The organism is Hydrogenophaga sp. (genome assembly GCF_031426985.1).
In the GTDB taxonomy this organism is placed as follows: Bacteria; Pseudomonadota; Gammaproteobacteria; order Burkholderiales; family Burkholderiaceae_C; genus Hydrogenophaga.
Window position 1 is genome coordinate 1 of the sequence record NZ_JASJOY010000200.1, and the last position, 15,529, is coordinate 15,529.

11 protein-coding genes are annotated in these 15,529 nt (G+C 70.5%); 3 read left to right on the forward strand and 8 right to left on the reverse strand.

Features of this window, described 5'->3' with window-relative positions; all coding sequences use genetic code 11:
- The 4 genes from RMP09_RS20755 to RMP09_RS20770 form a co-directional block, all read right to left on the reverse strand.
- On the reverse strand, positions 1-986 hold a 986-nt coding region (locus RMP09_RS20755), incomplete at its 3' end, for an ATP-dependent helicase (RefSeq protein ID WP_310567872.1).
- 100 nt (positions 987-1,086) lie between these two features.
- Positions 1,087-1,542 carry a JDVT-CTERM system glutamic-type intramembrane protease MrtJ gene (gene mrtJ / locus RMP09_RS20760; RefSeq protein ID WP_310567873.1) on the reverse strand — a complete coding sequence of 152 codons (456 nt, stop codon included), beginning with the start codon at positions 1,540-1,542 and terminating at the stop codon, positions 1,087-1,089.
- A gap of 253 nt (positions 1,543-1,795) precedes the next feature.
- Positions 1,796-3,739 carry a hypothetical protein gene (locus RMP09_RS20765; protein ID WP_310567874.1) on the reverse strand — a complete coding sequence of 648 codons (1,944 nt, stop codon included), beginning with the start codon at positions 3,737-3,739 and terminating at the stop codon, positions 1,796-1,798.
- 53 nt (positions 3,740-3,792) lie between these two features.
- A complete protein-coding gene (locus RMP09_RS20770; RefSeq protein ID WP_310567875.1) occupies positions 3,793-5,169 on the reverse strand; it encodes a hypothetical protein in 1,377 nt (458 codons plus the stop codon).
- A 180-nt stretch (positions 5,170-5,349) separates the two neighbouring features.
- Between RMP09_RS20770 and RMP09_RS20775 the strand changes: the two genes are divergently transcribed.
- The 3 genes from RMP09_RS20775 to RMP09_RS20785 all read left to right on the forward strand — a co-directional run bounded on the left by RMP09_RS20775 (position 5,350) and on the right by RMP09_RS20785 (position 9,471).
- Positions 5,350-6,312 carry an AEC family transporter gene (locus RMP09_RS20775; protein WP_310567876.1) on the forward strand — a complete coding sequence of 321 codons (963 nt, stop codon included), beginning with the start codon at positions 5,350-5,352 and terminating at the stop codon, positions 6,310-6,312.
- A gap of 249 nt (positions 6,313-6,561) precedes the next feature.
- Positions 6,562-8,787: a catalase/peroxidase HPI gene (gene katG, locus RMP09_RS20780; protein ID WP_310567877.1), complete on the forward strand. Its 2,226-nt coding sequence runs from the start codon at positions 6,562-6,564 to the stop codon at positions 8,785-8,787.
- A gap of 123 nt (positions 8,788-8,910) precedes the next feature.
- Positions 8,911-9,471, forward strand: coding sequence for a histidine phosphatase family protein (locus RMP09_RS20785; protein ID WP_310567878.1), 561 nt, complete (start codon positions 8,911-8,913; stop codon positions 9,469-9,471).
- A gap of 85 nt (positions 9,472-9,556) precedes the next feature.
- On the opposite strand, the gene RMP09_RS20790 is transcribed toward RMP09_RS20785, so the two are convergent.
- The 4 genes from RMP09_RS20790 to RMP09_RS20805 all read right to left on the reverse strand — a co-directional run.
- Complete coding sequence (locus RMP09_RS20790; RefSeq protein WP_310567879.1) at positions 9,557-11,776, reverse strand: SdiA-regulated domain-containing protein; 2,220 nt, start codon at positions 11,774-11,776, stop codon at positions 9,557-9,559.
- A gap of 197 nt (positions 11,777-11,973) precedes the next feature.
- A complete protein-coding gene (gene yidD / locus RMP09_RS20795) occupies positions 11,974-12,462 on the reverse strand; it encodes a membrane protein insertion efficiency factor YidD (RefSeq protein WP_310567880.1) in 489 nt (162 codons plus the stop codon).
- 12 nt (positions 12,463-12,474) lie between these two features.
- Positions 12,475-14,607, reverse strand: coding sequence for a primosomal protein N' (priA, locus tag RMP09_RS20800; RefSeq protein WP_310567881.1), 2,133 nt, complete (start codon positions 14,605-14,607; stop codon positions 12,475-12,477).
- Positions 14,608-14,996: 389 nt separating this feature from the next.
- The coding region (locus RMP09_RS20805) for a uroporphyrinogen decarboxylase family protein (protein ID WP_310567882.1) at positions 14,997-15,529 on the reverse strand (533 nt) is incomplete at its 5' end.

Sequence of the window (15,529 nt, forward strand, 5' to 3'; positions counted from 1 at the left end):
ACCGCGCGCTCGGCCTCGTGCTCTTCGTTGTCGGCATCGACCACGCGCACCGGCTCGCCTTCGCCCAGGTCGCTCCACAGCGTCTTGGGGAACAGCTTGGGGTTGGGGCCGATCACGTTGTTGGCCGCGCGCAGGATGGCGCTGGTGGAGCGGTAGTTCTGCTCCAGCTTGATCACCTTGAGCTCGGGAAAGTCCTGCGGCAGGCGTTTCAGGTTGTCCAGCGTGGCGCCGCGCCAGCCGTAGATGGACTGGTCGTCGTCGCCCACGGCGGTGAAGCGCGCGCGTTCGCCCACCAGCAGCTTGAGCAGCTCGTACTGCGTGGCGTTGGTGTCCTGGTACTCGTCGACCAGCACGTGGCCCATCTTCTGCTGCCAGCGGGTGCGCACGTCCTCGTGCTGGCCCAGCAGTTTCAGCGGCAGGCTGATCAGGTCGTCGAAGTCCACGCTCTGGTAGGCGGAGAGGCGCTCCTCGTAGCGCGCCATGATGGTCGCGGTCACGCGTTCGTCTTCGTCCTTGGCCTGTTGCAGCGCCTCGGCCGACGTGAGGCCCGCGCTCTTCCAGCCGCTGATGGTCCACTGCCAGGCGCGCGCGGTGTTGGCGTCGGTGGTGCCGCCGCAGTCCTTGAGCAGGCCGGTGATGTCGTCGGTGTCCAGGATGCTGAAGTTCTTCTTCAGGCCCAGCACCTCGCCGTCTTCGCGCAGCAGGCGCACGCCCAGCGCGTGGAAGGTGCAGATCAGCACCTTGCGCGCGTCGCGCCCCACCAGGTGGCCGGCGCGTTCGCGCATTTCGGCGGCGGCCTTGTTGGTGAAGGTGATGGCCGCGATGCGGTCGGGCGCCAGTCCGGCCTGGATCAGGCGGCCGATCTTGTGCGTGATCACCCGCGTCTTGCCCGAGCCGGCGCCCGCCAGCACCAGGCAGGGGCCACCCAGGTGGTGAACGGCGTCGAGCTGGGCCTGGTTCAGGCCGGGGCCGGCGGGGGAGGACATGGGAAGGGGCGGGTGGAGCGGCGTGCGCGGAAGCACGCCGTCGGGTGATCGGGAAACGGAGGCTGGATGATACCGACCCGCGCGGTCCCGACGGGGGCGGTCAGCCCCGCAGCAGCAGCGCCGTGAGGGCAAAGCCGGCGTTGTAGGCCACGTGCACGCCGATGGCGGGCCAGACGCTGCGCAGCCGCTCGCGCAGGTGGCCCAGCACCAGCGAGGGGGCGGTCACTGCCAGCGCCCACAGCAGCGGCTGGGTGGGCAGGTGCAGGGCGACGAAAGCCAGCGTGGTCAGGCCATTGGCCCAGCTGATGGGGCCCCAGCGTCGGGGCTGGCCGTTCACCGCGGTCACGTGCAACAGCTGGGTCTGCAGCAGGCCGCGGAACACCCATTCTTCCAGCAGCGGCATCAGCAGCAGCAGCGAGAACCAGCCCCATGCGCCGGCCGGCGCCCGGAGCCACGGCCCGGCCCACAGACCCAGCGCGGCCCACACCGGCACGGCGGCCAGCAGGGCGGCGATCAGGTGCGGGTCAAGGCGAAACGGGGTGGGCGGCAGGCGCATGGCGGCGCATCTTCCCATGGCGCAGGGGCCGGGAGGCCTGCCGAAGCCCGTGCCTGTGGCGAGGGCACCCGTGGAACCGGCTTGGCCGGGCCACTGGGTGCGTCACCCTCGAAGCGCCGCAGGCGCGCCACAGAGGGGGAAGCCGCGCAGCGGCGCAGGGGGAGATTGGTCTGCCGCCGGGCCGCCCCAAGGCAGGCCCAGCCCCCCCGGGGGCAGCGACCCGCGCGAGCGGCGGAGCGTGGGGGCCTTTGTCCTACCCGCCCTTGCGCGTGAGCGTGCCCTCGGCGCTCTGGCTGTCGTTCTCGAAGCGGCCTTCCCAGGCGTCGCCGTTGGACCATTGCATGCGGCCCTTGCCGTGTTTGCGGCCTTGTTGCCACTGGCCGCTGTACTGGTCGCCGTTGGTCCAGAGGTAGCGGCCTTCACCGTGGGGCAGCCCCTGCGTGACCGCGCCCTCGTACCGTTCGCCGGTGGCAAACGTCAGGCGGCCAGTGCCTTCGGGCTTGCCGAACGCCAGCTGGCCTTCGTAGACGTTGCCGTTGGCGTAGCGCAGCTTGCCCTGGCCGTGTGGCTGTTCGTTGACCCAGGGGCCTTCGTAGCTCTGGCCGTTGGCCCAGCGGTACAGGCCTTCGCCGTCGGGCCGGCCGCGGCTGAAGCGGCCTTCGAAGACGTCGCCGCTGGCGTAGCGCATGCGGCCCTGGCCCTGCGGCAGGCCCTGCACCACGTCGCCTTCGTACTGGTCGCCGTTGGCAAAGCCCATCTGCCCTTTGCCCTGTGGTTCGTCGTTGACCCAGGGGCCGCTGTAGCGCTGGCCGCTGGCCCAGGCGAAGCTGCCCTGGCCGTGGCGCCGGCCCTGGACGATGTCGCCCTGGTACTGGTCGCCGTTGGCCCAGCGGATCTGGCCGTTGCCGGTGAGGGTGTTGCCCTCGCGCACGAAGCGGCCGACGAACCGGGTGTCGCCGGCTTGCAGGTCCATGTCCTGCGGGCCGCTGGTGGCCGCGGCGCCCGGGGCCACGGCCGCCACGACGGCGGTCACCGGCGCGGTCAGCGCTTGGGACAGGCTCTGGAACAGGCTGGGCGACGCGGCCGCGGGAGCTGCTGCGGCAGCGGCGGTGTCGGCCGCCGCCACGGCCGCCGTGCCGGCGCCGGCGGCCAGGCTGCTGGCCAGGGCGGGCGGGGCCACGCTCGCAGGGGCCGCCGTTGAGGGTGCGGATGTCGGGGCGGCGGGCAGGGCCAGCACCACCGGGGCGACGGGCACGGCGGTGGCCACCCAGGGCGTGCCGCGGTCGCGGCCGATCTGGTCGGCGTTGCTGCGCGCCACGTCCTGCGCCGTGCCGCGGCACTGGTTCAGCGCCTCGCGCCACAGGGTTTCGGCGGCTTGTGAATGGGTCTGTTTCTCGGGGCTGCTGCGCTCGCCCGCCACGCGGCGCAGGGCCTGGCTCTGGTGGCGGGCCTTTTCAAACACCGGGGCGCAGTGTTCGGCGTTGTGGGCGTCGGTGGCGGTCTGGTCGCGCCGCTGCAGCGCGGTCTGCTGGGCTTCGCCGGCGCAGCGCTCGGCCGTCACGTCCCACATGTTTTCGGCCTTGCGGTAGAGCAGGGCGGCGTCCTGCCAGCGGCGTTCGCGCACCGCCTGCTGGGCCATGTCCTGCAGGCTGCCGGCGTCCCGCTGGCCGGCGGTGCAGGCGGGGCTGGCGCCGAGCTGGCCGGCCAGCGCCTGGCGGCTGCGTTCGCTGTCGGTCAGGTTGCGGCGCGCGCGTTCCTGGCCGCGGCCTTCGCAGCGCTGCACGGCCAGCGTCCACAGCGCGATGGACTCGTCCACCAGGCGCGCGAGCTGGGCGCTGTCGGCCTTTTTCGACTGGGCGGTGGCGGCGCGCAGGTCGCTGGCCATGGCGCGGTCGCTCACGCTGGCGCAGGTGTCCTGCACGGCGCCGGACACGGCCGGGGCGGCGGTGGGCATGGCGGCCATGGGGTCGGCAGCGACCGTGGCCACCACGGGCGGGGTGACGGTGCCTACGGCCAGCGGCGCGGGGCTGGGCGTTGCTGCCGGTGCCGGTGCTGCAGCGGTGGTGGCCACTGCTGGCGCAGCCGTGCCGGGATCGGGGACGGGGCTCTGGGCCAGGGCGATGCCGCTCCACAAGGTCAGCAGGGCCGCAGCGGTGGTGGGCAACAGACGGGGCAGATGGGCGGGGTGGCGTGGCATCGGGTGGTCGCGGCGGGGCGGTTGCGGGGATGGGGCGGTGGGCTGGCGAACGGTCAGCGGCTGGTGGCGCTGGGCATCGTGGTGGGCATGGCGCCGTCGCCCATGCCCAGCATGGCTTCGACCAGGCCCAGCGCGTACGGGTCGCGGCCGCGGTTGGGCAGCTCGTCGTAGCCGAAGGCCTGCGGGGCCGAGGCCAGCGGCATGTCGCCCACGTCGAAGTCCAGCGTCTCGGGGCGGATGCCCTTGAGGATGGCGATCACGTCTTCCTGGCGGCCGTCTTTCTGGGTCAGGGCCTGCAGGCTTTCCATGCGCTCGGGGTCGAGTGCGATGGCGTTGCTCAGCAGGCTGCGTTCGAGCAGCTTCTGGTGCAGGCGAAAGCCGGCTAGCGGGTCGGCCTTGAGCCGCTGCATGCGCGCGTAGGCCCAGCCATCGGCCTGGTCGAAGGTGGTGGCCGCCACGCGCGAGATGCCGCCGAGCAGGCCGCGGTTGGCCGCCACCTGCTGCATGCTGGCCACCACCTGCGCCTGGGTGAGCGACTGCACGCTCTTGGTCAGCTGGTCGCGGAGGCGGCTGGCCGCAAAGCTCTTGGCCTGGTCGATCAGCTGCTGCCTGAGGATCTCGGTCGCGGCCGTGGCGGCGGCCTTTTGCGCCGCGCTCACCGCCGCTTCGGCCGCCATGGCCGCGCCCTTGAGGCCCGAGGCCAGCGTGGCCACGGTGTAGAGCGAGCTGAGGATGCTGGTGCCGTAGTGGTAGGTCTTCATGCGCGCGCCGCCTTCTTCCGACAGGCCCTGCGTCCACAGCACGGTCCACAGCGCCTCGTCCTCGGTCAGGTCCGTGCGCGCCAGCTCCAGCGGGTGGTAGCTCATGAGCCAGTGGTAGTCCTGCAGCTCGGGCGTGTTGGGCGGGGCCAGGCGGGTGTAGCCGCGGCAGACCTCGAACGGCTGCACCTTCACCGGCTGGCCGCTTTGGGTGTTGAGCTCGAAGGCGTCGCCGCGGTCGCGCAGGCGGCCCAGGCGTTCCAGCAGGTCGGCCGGGTCGCCGCTGGTGTAACCGTCGATGTCGGTCACCCGGGCGCCTTTTTTCAGGGGCGAATCGGCGCTGTGGGCCACCACGGTCAGGCGCTCGTCCACGCCCAGGGCGCGCACCCAGGCCACGCGGTCGTTTTCGTCCCAGCCCTGGCTGCTGGCCAGGGCAAACGGCAGTTCCCACTGGCGGTCGCAGTCGGGGTCGGCCAGGTCGGCCGATCGGCGGATGGCGGGGCGCAGCACCTGTTCGCCCTTGCCGTAGAGGCCGATCTGTTCGAGCAGCACCGGGTTGACTGCGCGGCCGTCGTCGACGGTGAATCGGGGGCCGGCACAGCCGGCCAGCAGGGTCAGGGCCGCGCCCAGGGCCAGAACGGGCAGGCGCGGCGAAAAGCGTGACAGACGCATGGAAAACACTTCCCTGAACAACCTGAAGATGTGTCTTGAGGTTTCTAGTTGTAACTGGTGAGCTTAACGTTCTGTCCCTGATCGGCCGCTGACACGCCGACCTGAAGCGCTGTCGCGCCGACGACCCGCGGGCGGCGCGACCGGGTCGACGGGCGGTGCCTGCTGCCACAATCGGCCCCCGTGCTGAACATCCTGCTGGTCACCTTCCCGTTCTTTGCGCTCGTGCTCGCCGGTTACCTGGCTGCGCACCGGCGCATGCTGCCGCTCGAAGCGATCCCCGGGCTCAACGGCTTCGTGCTGTTCTTCGCCCTGCCGTGCATGCTCTACCGCTTCGGCTCGACCACGCCGATCGCCGAGCTGCTGGACGCTGCGGTGGCCGGCGTCTACCTGCTGTGTGCCCTGGTCATGGTGGGCTTCGCCGTGGTGATGTCGATGAACAGCCGCATCCGCTGGAACGACGCCTCGCTGGGGGCGCTGGTGGCGGCGTTCCCCAACTCCGGCTTCATGGGTGTGCCGCTGCTGGTGGCGCTGCTGGGGCCGGCCGCGGCGGGGCCGACCATCCTGACCATGCTGGTGGACATGGTCATCACCAGTTCGCTGTGCGTGGCGCTCTCGCGGCTGGACGAGGGCGAGGGCCACGGCCGCGCCGCCATGCTGGACGCCGGCAAGAAGGCGCTCAAAGGCGTGGCCGCCAACCCCATGCCCTGGGCCATCCTGCTCGGGGCGGTGGCGTCCTTCTACCAGTTCCGCCTGCCCGGCCCGGTGGAAAAAACCGCCTGGTTGCTGGCCGACGCGGCGTCGCCGGTGGCGCTGTTCACCATCGGCGCGGTGCTGGCGCGCTCTCAGATCCAGAGCAGCCACCCCATGCCCACCAGCGACTTCCTGCCGGTGGCGCTGATGAAGCTGCTGTTGCACCCCCTGCTGGTGCTGGCCGTGGGCTCGGCGGCGCGGCAGCTGGGCCTGCCGCTGGACCCGTTTGCCCTGACGGTGATGGTGCTGGTCGCGGCCCTGCCCAGCGCCAGCAACGTGTCCCTGCTGGCCGAGCGCCTGGGGGCCGACAACGGGCGCATCGCCCGCATCATCCTGGTGACGACGGTCGCGGCCTTCCTCAGCTTCTCCGGGGCCGTCACGCTGCTGACCTGAAGGCGCGCCGCCCCGTGCGGCGCCGCGGCATTGGTGCGCGCTATCGCATTGATTCAATCAATTGAATCGACTTGTTGATAGGTTGAACCTAAAGTCTGGGCTCCCACTCACACACAGGAGCCTGTCATGACGCTGTTCCAAGCCTCCAGCACCCTCGGCACCGGCTGGCTGGACGCCCTGGCCGCCCTGGCCGCGGCCAGCTGAGTTGTCCAGTCCCCAGCCGTTCTGTTTCACCCCCAGGAGATCACCATGAGCCACCCGAATGCCGAAGCCCAATGCCCCTTCCACGCCGCCGGCGGTGCCCGTGCCACCCACGGCGCCCAGTCCAACGCCGACTGGTGGCCCAACCAGCTGAACCTGGCCATCCTGCACCAGCACCCGCCGGTGTCCAACCCCATGGACCCGGACTTTGACTACGCCGAGGCGTTCAAACAGCTGGACTACCCGGCGCTCAAGCAAGACCTGGCGGCGCTGATGACCCAGAGCCAGGACTGGTGGCCGGCCGACTACGGCCACTACGGCGGCCTGTTCATCCGCATGGCCTGGCACGCCGCCGGCACCTACCGCACGGCCGACGGCCGCGGCGGCGCCAACACCGGCAACCAGCGCTTTGCGCCGCTCAACAGCTGGCCCGACAACGGCAACCTCGACAAGGCACGCCGCCTGCTCTGGCCGGTCAAGCAGAAGCACGGCAACGCCATTTCGTGGGCCGACCTGTTCATCCTGGCCGGCAACGTGGCCATGGAAACCATGGGCTTCAAGACCTTCGGCTTCGGCGGCGGTCGGGCCGACGTCTGGGCGCCGGAAGAAGACGTTTACTGGGGCGCCGAAAAAGAGTGGCTGGCCACCAGCGACAAGCCGAACAGCCGCTACAGCGCCGACCGGGACGCGCGCGGCCTGGAAAACCCGCTGGCTGCCGTGCAGATGGGCCTGATTTATGTGAACCCGCAAGGCCCGGACGGCAAGCCCGACCCGGTGGCCAGCGGCCGCGACGTGCGCGAAACCTTCGCCCGCATGGCCATGAATGACCATGAAACGGTGGCCCTGGTGGCCGGCGGCCACACCTTCGGCAAGATGCACGGCGCGGGCGACGCGGCCCTGGTCGGCCCCGAACCCGAGGCCGCGCCGATCGAAGCCATGGGCCTGGGCTGGATCAACCAGCACGGCAGCGGCAAGGGCGGCGACACCACCACCAGCGGCTTTGAAGGCGCCTGGAAACCCAACCCCACGCAGTGGGACATGGGCTACTTCACCGTGCTGTTCAAGTACGAGTGGGAACAGATGACCACCGCGGCCGGCGCCATCCAGTGGCGCGCCAAGGACGTGGCGCCCGAGGACATGGTGGTCGACGCCCACGACCCCAGCAAGAAGCACCCGCCCGTGATGACCACGGCCGACCTCTCGCTGCGCTTCGACCCGGCCTACGAGAAGATCTCGCGCCACTTCGCCGCCCACCCCGATGAGTTTGCCGACGCCTACGCCCGCGCCTGGTTCAAGCTGACCCACCGCGACATGGGCCCGAAGACGCTCTACCTGGGCCCCGAGGTGCCGGCCGAAGACCTGATCTGGCAGGACCCGGTGCCCGCGGTCGACCACCCGCTGATCGACGCCCGCGATATCGCCGCGCTCAAGACCCAGGTGCTGGTGTCCGGCCTGTCGGTGAGCGAACTGGTCTCGACCGCCTGGGCCTCGGCCTCGACCTTCCGCGGCAGCGACAAGCGCGGCGGCGCCAACGGTGCCCGCATCCGCCTGGCGCCGCAGAAGGACTGGGCCGTCAACCAGCCCGAGCAACTCGCCAAAGTGCTGGCCGTGCTTGACGGCATCCAGACCGCCTTCAACGGCGCCCAGGCGGGTGGCAAGCGGGTGTCGCTGGCCGACCTGATCGTGCTGGCCGGCAACGCCGGCGTGGAGGCCGCCGCCCAGGCCGCCGGCCACGCGGTGCAGGTGCCCTTCACCCCCGGCCGCACCGACGCCACGGCCGAGCAGACCGACGCCGAATCCTTTGCCGTGCTCGAACCGCTGGCCGACGGCTTCCGCAACCACCGCAAGACGGCCTACCGCGTCTCGCCGGAAGAGATGCTGCTCGACAAGGCGCAACTGCTCACCCTGAGCGCGCCCGAGATGGCGGTGCTGGTCGGTGGCCTGCGCGTGCTCGGCGCCAACCACGGCGGATCGAAGGCCGGCGTGTTCACCCAGCGCCCGGGCCAGCTGACGAACGACTTCTTCACGAACCTGGTGGACATGTCCACCGCCTGGCAGCCGACCGGTGACAACGCTTACGAAGGCCGCGACCGCCAGACCGGGGCCGTGAAGTGGACGGCCACCCGCGTCGACCTGGCCTTCGGTTCCAACTCGCAGCTGCGCGCCATCGCCGAGGTCTATGCGCAGAACGACAACGGCGGCAAGTTCGTGCGCGACTTCGTGGCGGCCTGGACCAAGGTGATGGAGCTCGACCGGTTCGATGTCCAGCCGTGAGGGACTGAAATGACGCGTTGATCAGGCAGGTGTTTCCTGCCCCTGCCCCCGCGGCTTCGGCCCCGGGGGCTTTTTTGTGCGCGGTGCGATGATGGCCGCCTTCCACACCGCGACCCTTGCTCCATGTCCATCACCCTGCTGCTGGCCCGCCATGGCGAGACCGACCTCAACACCGAAGACCGCTGGCAAGGTCGCATCGACGCGCCGCTGAACGCCACCGGTCACGCGCAGGCCGGGGCGCTGGCGGCCTCGCTGCCCGCAGGCATCGAGGTGCTGGTCGTTTCGCCGCTGCTGCGCGCCCGCCAGACCGCCGAGCCTGCGGCGCAGCGCCTGGGGCTGACTCCGCGGCTGGACGCCGATTTCCGCGAGCGCGACTTCGGTGTGTTCGAAGGCCTGACCGAAGCCGAAGCGGCGCAGCGCTACCCCGAGCTGGCGGCCCGCAACGCCGCCTACCGCTGGGACGAAGAGCCGCCCGGCGCCGAGTCCACCCGCGCCGTGGTGGACCGCGTGGCGCGGGGCCTGCAGCGCCTGCGCGAAGAGCACGAGGGCCGCACCGTGCTGCTGGTCTCGCACGGCTTCGTGGTGCGCTGCCTGCGGTACCTGATCGACGGCCTGAGCGAGGACGCGTTCTTCGCGGCCACGCGCATCCCGAACGGCCACTTTCTGACGCGCCAACTGCCCTGAGGGCGTCCCCAAATGGATCGGCCACCGCGAGGGTGGCCGGGATGTGCCGCCCGTCATGCCGCGGGCGCTGGGCACGGGGGCTCGCTCAGGGGAACAGCGAGTTGTTGGTGATCGCGAAGCCGGTCGCGCTGTCGTTGGTGCTCCAGTTCGTGGTGTTGGCAATGCGCGCGCGCAGGGCGGGCAGGTCGGTGGTGGCCAGCGAGCCGGCGAAAAGGGCGTTGTCGGCGGCGTGCGCGATGAAGGCACCCGCCGCGTCCAGCGCGGTGTGCAGCGTCGCGTCCAGCGGGCTGGCCACACCGAGGTTGATGGCCGCGATGTAGCGCAGGGGTGAGAGCTCGCCCGCGCTGGTGTTGCTCAGGTTGGCGATGCTGCCCTGGAACGCGAACACGGTCTCGTCGCTCTTGCCCAGGCCGCCGCCCTTGCCCAGCGTGTGGCCGAGGTTGGCCACGGGTGCAATGCCGCTGCTCTGGTCGGGCTGGATCGTCACGATGGTGCCCACCGGGTAGGCCACGTCGGCCACCCACTGGAAGGCCGATTCGTTGGTGGCGTTGAGCGCGTCGCGGTCGCTGAACAGGATGGACGTGCCGGCGTTGATGTCGCGCAGCAGCACGAAGGCGAAGGCATCGGGCGCCGCCGCGTTGGCGCCGATGAACAGGATGTCGCCTGCGTTCAGCACCGTGGGCACGGCCGACGAAGCGGTGTTGAAGTTCAGCTGCGCCGGGTTGCTCCAGCCCACATAGGGGTTGCCCGCCAGGTCGGTGAAGGCGCTGCCGCTGACCAGCAGGTGGTAGGCCGTGCCGGGCGCTAGGTCGGCGCTGGGGTTGATGTCCACCGTGCTGCCGCTGATCGTCACCTGCGTGGTGTCGGCCGCGTTGATCACGCGCACGTCGCTGGCGCCATCGCTGATGGTGACCGTGCCGGTGCCGGCCTTCACCGTCTCGTCGAAGCTGAGCACGAGGCGGCTGCCGGTGACGCTGAGGGCGCCGTCGCCGGGCGTGCTGCTCAGCAGCTGCGGCACGGTGATGTCGCTCACGGTGGTGAAGGCCAGCGCGCTGGCGGTGTTCACCGCGGCGGCGGTTTCACCCGCGGCGCCCTGGACCACACCGCTGGCGTATTGCACCGAATAGGCGCTGCCCGGCAGCAGGTCGGCCGCGGGGTTGATCACCACCGTGGCGCTGCGAAAACTCACCTGGCTGGTGTCGGTCACGGCGATGCTGCGCACGTCGCCCGCGCCGTTGCTCAGCACCAGGTTGCCGCTGCCGGCCACCACGGGTTTGTCGAACGTCAGGTACAGGTGGCTGCCCAGGCCCACGGCGGCGGCCGAGCGGGTGGGGGCGTACACCCAGAGCTGTTCGCCCCGGCTGCCACCGGCGCCGAGTTCGTTGGTGACGTACATGTTGAGCTGCGCGTCGAAGGTGATGCCTTCGTGCTGCGCGGCCACCTCGATGGCGAGCGTGCCCAGCACCTGTCCGCTGCGGTCCATCTTGAGGATGCGGCCCGACTCCTGGCTCAGCACCATCAGGTGTTCGCGGTCGGCGGCGCCGATGGGCAGCACGTTGGACAGCGCATACACGTCGCCGAAATCGGCCACGGCATCGGCCAGCGCCGGGTCGAACAGGTTGGTCGAGCCGGTCGCGGTCGGCGAGCCGTTGGTGGCCGTGCCGGCGGTGAAGTCGATGCCGGTCTGGAAGATGCCCAGCGGCGTTTTTTCTTTCACGATGATGTAGCCGCCGGTCACCGGGTCGAAGCTGATGCCCTCGAAACCGGTGTTGCCGATGGTGGTGCCGAGTTTGACCGTCTGCGCGGTGGCCGGGTCCAGCGTGGTGCCCGCGGCGTAGGTGAAACGCGTCACCTGGCGGTAGCGCTCTTCGCTCAGCACGAACTGGCCGCCGCCGATGTAGGTGATGCCTTCGGGGTCGTAGTAATAGGTGCCCTGCGGTTTGGTGGCGTCGGCCGGCAGCGTCATGGTGTCGATGAGCTGGCCGGTCTTGCCGATCTGCGTGACCGAGGTGCCGTTGTCGCCGACGATGAACAGCGTGTCGGTGTCCTGGTTCCAGGTGACGGCCGACACCTCGCCCGCCAGCAGGTTGGCGCCGCTGCCCACCGACAGCCCGTACTGGCCCACCAGCGTGTAGTTGGCCAGGTCCAGGCTTTCACCGGGTGCGGTGAAGCCCAGGCTCGGGATGGCCAGGGTGTCGGTGGCGGGAGAGGGGCGCGCGTCGCTGCCGCCGCCACAAGCGGCGAGTGTCAGGGCGCAGACCAGGGCCAGGGGCCAGGCCGGTGGGGTGTGGGCAAGCAGTCGCATGGGGGGGCTCGGGTGCGTGGATGGAATCTGGCAGCCTATGAACGCTGCGTGAAAACCCCGTGACAGCGTGCGGTGCACCCCAAATGGATCGGCCACCGCGAGGGTGGCCGGGATGTGCCGTCCGTTCTGTGTCGGACATCAAGCACAGCACGGATTCTGGCGCGCCTGCGTGAAAGGCCCGTGACAGTGCGGTCCTTTCAGCGCCGCTCGCCCGGGCGCGGCTCGCGTGCGCCGCGGCCCAGGTCGGCATAGGGCGGGATGTACACCTGCCGCCCGTCCCGCCGCCGGTCTTTGCGGTCCGCGCGCTCCTGGCGCGACGGCCAGTCGCAGCTGCCGGCGTCGCAGCAGCTGCAGGCGTCGCACAGGCCGATCCGCCCGTGCCCGCCGGACAGGTCCAGATCGCAGGGGGCATCGCAGGGGAGGTCGCAATCACCGCGCTCACGCGCCGGCGGGCGCGGTCGCACGGGCGTGTGCCGCCGGTGCACCACGCCGCACAGGGCCGTGCGCTGGCGCAGCACCCACCAGCCGCCGCCCAGCCCAAAACGGCGGATGGCGCGGTAGCCCAGCTGCGAACAGCTGCAGCGCCCGGTTTGCACCCGGTAGGCGCAGACAAAGCCCTTGTATGGTGAGATGAAGCGCTGGTAGCCGCGAATGGCCAGCAGGGCCGCCGAGCGCAAAAAGTCCATGCGGTGTCCGGGTCAGATGCTCAAAGGGTCCACGTCCACCGCCCAGCGGATCAGGCCGCGCGCTTCGGGGGCGCTGCGGCAGGCGTGCAGCACCGGCTGCCAGGCGCCCAGAAAACGCTGCAGCGCCGCGCGCGAATGCGTTTCCACCAGCAGCTGGGCGCGCTCCACGTTGGCCACGCGCTGGATGGTCAGCGGCACCGCCGGGTAGAGCGTGATGTCGTCGCGGTGTGGCAGGCCGGCCGCCTGTTCGGCCGCGATGTTCAGAAAGGCCTGCGCCGCCGCCTGCGTGCGCGCATCGGCCCGCAGCAGCGCCTGAAAACCGTGCGGCGGCATGCCCGCGATCTCGCGTTCGGCCAGCTGTTCGGCGGCGAAGGCCGGGTAGTCGTGGCGCTTCAGGGCGGCGAACAGCGGGTGTTCCGGGTGCCAGGTCTGCACCCACATCTCGCTCGCGCCGGCGTGCTGGGCGTCGCGCCCGGCGCGGCCGGCGGCCTGCATCAGCAACGCAAACAGGCGCTCGGGCGCGCGGTGGTCGCTGGCGAACAGGGCGGCGTCGGCGTTGATGCTGGCCACCAGGGTGATGCGGCGGAAGTCGTGCCCCTTGGCCACCATCTGGGTGCCCACCAGCACGTCCACCTCGCCACTGTGCAGCGCGGCCAGCTGGGCTTCCAGGCTGCCCTTGGCCTTGGTGGTGTCGGCGTCCATGCGGGCCACGCGCACCGGGCCGCCGTCGGTGCGCTTCACGTCCTGCAGCAGCTGGGCCAGCTGTTCTTCCACCTGTTCGGTGCCGCGGCCCACGGGCGCGATGTCGAGGTTGCCGCAGTCAGGGCAGGCGCGCGGCACGCGCTGCGTGAAGCCGCAGTGGTGGCAGCGCAGCGTGCGGTCGAGCTTGTGGAACACGCGGAACGCGCTGCAGTGTGGGCAGCCGCTCTTCCAGCCGCAGGCGTCGCATGAGAGCACCGGCGCATAACCGCGGCGGTTGAGCAGCACCAGGCACTGCTCGCCGCGGGCGATGCGTTCTTCCATCGCGGCCAGCAGCGGCGGGGCGATGGCCGCGCCCTTGGGCTGGTGGTTCATGTCCACCAGACGCAGCCGGGGCAGGGCGCCACCGCCGATGCGCCCGGGCATGTCCAGCCGCTGGTAGCGCCCCTGTTCGGCGGCGTGCCAGCTCTCCAGCGAGGGCGTGGCCGAGCCCAGCACCACCTGGCAGCGCGCGGCCTGCCCGGCGGCGGCCAGCGCCTCGGTCTCCACCTTGGCGCGGTAGACCGCCAGGTCGCGGGCCGAATAGCGCGCGCCTTCCTGGCTCTTGTAGCTGGGGTCGTGTTCTTCGTCGACCACGATCAGCCGCAGCCCCGGCAGGCTGGCAAAAATCGCCATGCGCGTGCCCAGCACGATGCGCGCCGTCCCGGTGTGCGCCGCCAGCCAGCTGGCCAGGCGCTGCGCCGGCGTCATGCCGCTGTGCAGGCTGACCACGCGGCCGGCGCCAAAGGCGGGCTCGAAACGTTCGCGAAAGCGCGCCTCCAGCTGCGGCGTCAGGTTGATCTCCGGCACCATGACCAGCACCTGGGTGGGCGGCTCGCCCTCGGGCGTGGGCGTTTCCAGCACGGCCTGGGTGGCGCGCAGGTACACCTCGGTCTTGCCGCTGCCGGTGGCGCCGTACAGCAGAACCGGCTCGGTGGCCTCGGCCAGGGCCTGCAGGGCCAGCACCTGTTCGGCGCTGAGGTCGTGGCCGGTCACCGCCTGCGCGGGCAGGGTTTCGGCGGTGCTGGCTTTCTTGTCGCGGCGTTGCAGGCGGCGGGCCAGCTGTGCCGCGTCCAGTTCGCGCAACTGGGGCGGCAGGGCGGCCAGGGCCACCTCGCCCAGGCTGCGCTGGTAGTACTGCGCAGAAAACCGCACCAGCTGGCGCCAGCGCTCGTTCAGCGGCGGCAGCCCTTCGAGCGCGCCCGCCACCGGTTTGGTCTGGGCTTCGCTCAGGCCCTCGGGCGGCGTGGCCGGGCAGTCCCACACCACGCCCAGGACCTCGCGGGAACCCAGCGGTACCCGCACCAAAGCCCCCGGCGTGAGCGGCGACTCACTCCGGTAACTCAGGATGCCACCCACACCGCTGTGGGCTGGGGTGGCCACCACCACACCGGGCCAGAAGCTCATCTTGGAAGGTTTTTCTCAGTGAAACTGTCGGAGTGCGATGTAAGTCGTTGATTTAAAGGGTCTTCCCGAACTGTCTACAGCTTCTGTGGATAACTTTGTTGATAGCTGCGTTTTCGGGCCCCGGAAGCCTTGTAAATCAAGGCCTTTCTTAAATTGCCTAGAAAAAAAGCAAAAATCTAAAGTCAATCAAATCAACCACTTACGAAGATTGCCCTGGCTGCGATGGCGGGGCAGACCGGCTGGGCACCGTTGTCGCGCCGCAGCACGAAAAATGTGCATAAGTGAGGCGTGTCAAGTGCTGTTTTGGCCGGGTTTTGTGCTATGGGCCGGTGCCTGGGGTCTTTAGGCTTACTTGTGCCGGGCCGCGCGGGCCCGGCGCGCACCCCGTGTCAGCCCTGCGCGCGCAGGCGCTTGGAATGCGCGTGCACCGCGTCCACCAGCACCTTCACGTGTTCCGGCGGGGTGAACTGGCTGATGCCGTGGCCCAGGTTGAAGATGTGGGTGGGGCCGGTGCCCGCGCCCTGGTGGGGGGTGCCGAAACTCTCCAGCACGGCCGCCACTTCGCGCTCGATCGCTTCGGGCGGTGCGAACAGCACGTTGGGGTCGATGTTGCCTTGCAGGGCTTTCGAATCGCCCACCGCGGCGCGCGCCTTGGCCAGGTTCACCGTCCAGTCCAGGCCCAGGGCTTCGCAGTCCAGGCCCTTCATGTCGTCCAGCCACAGGCCGCCCCCCTTGGTGAACACGATGCGCGGCACGGTGGCGCCGGTGCTGTCGGTGCGCTTGAGTTGCGCCAGCACACGCTTGGTGTAGGCCAGGCTGAATTCCTGGAACTTGCCGTCGGCCAGCACACCGCCCCAGCTGTCAAAAATCATCACCGCCTGCGCGCCGGCGTCGATCTGTGCGTTCAGGTAGGTCGCGACCG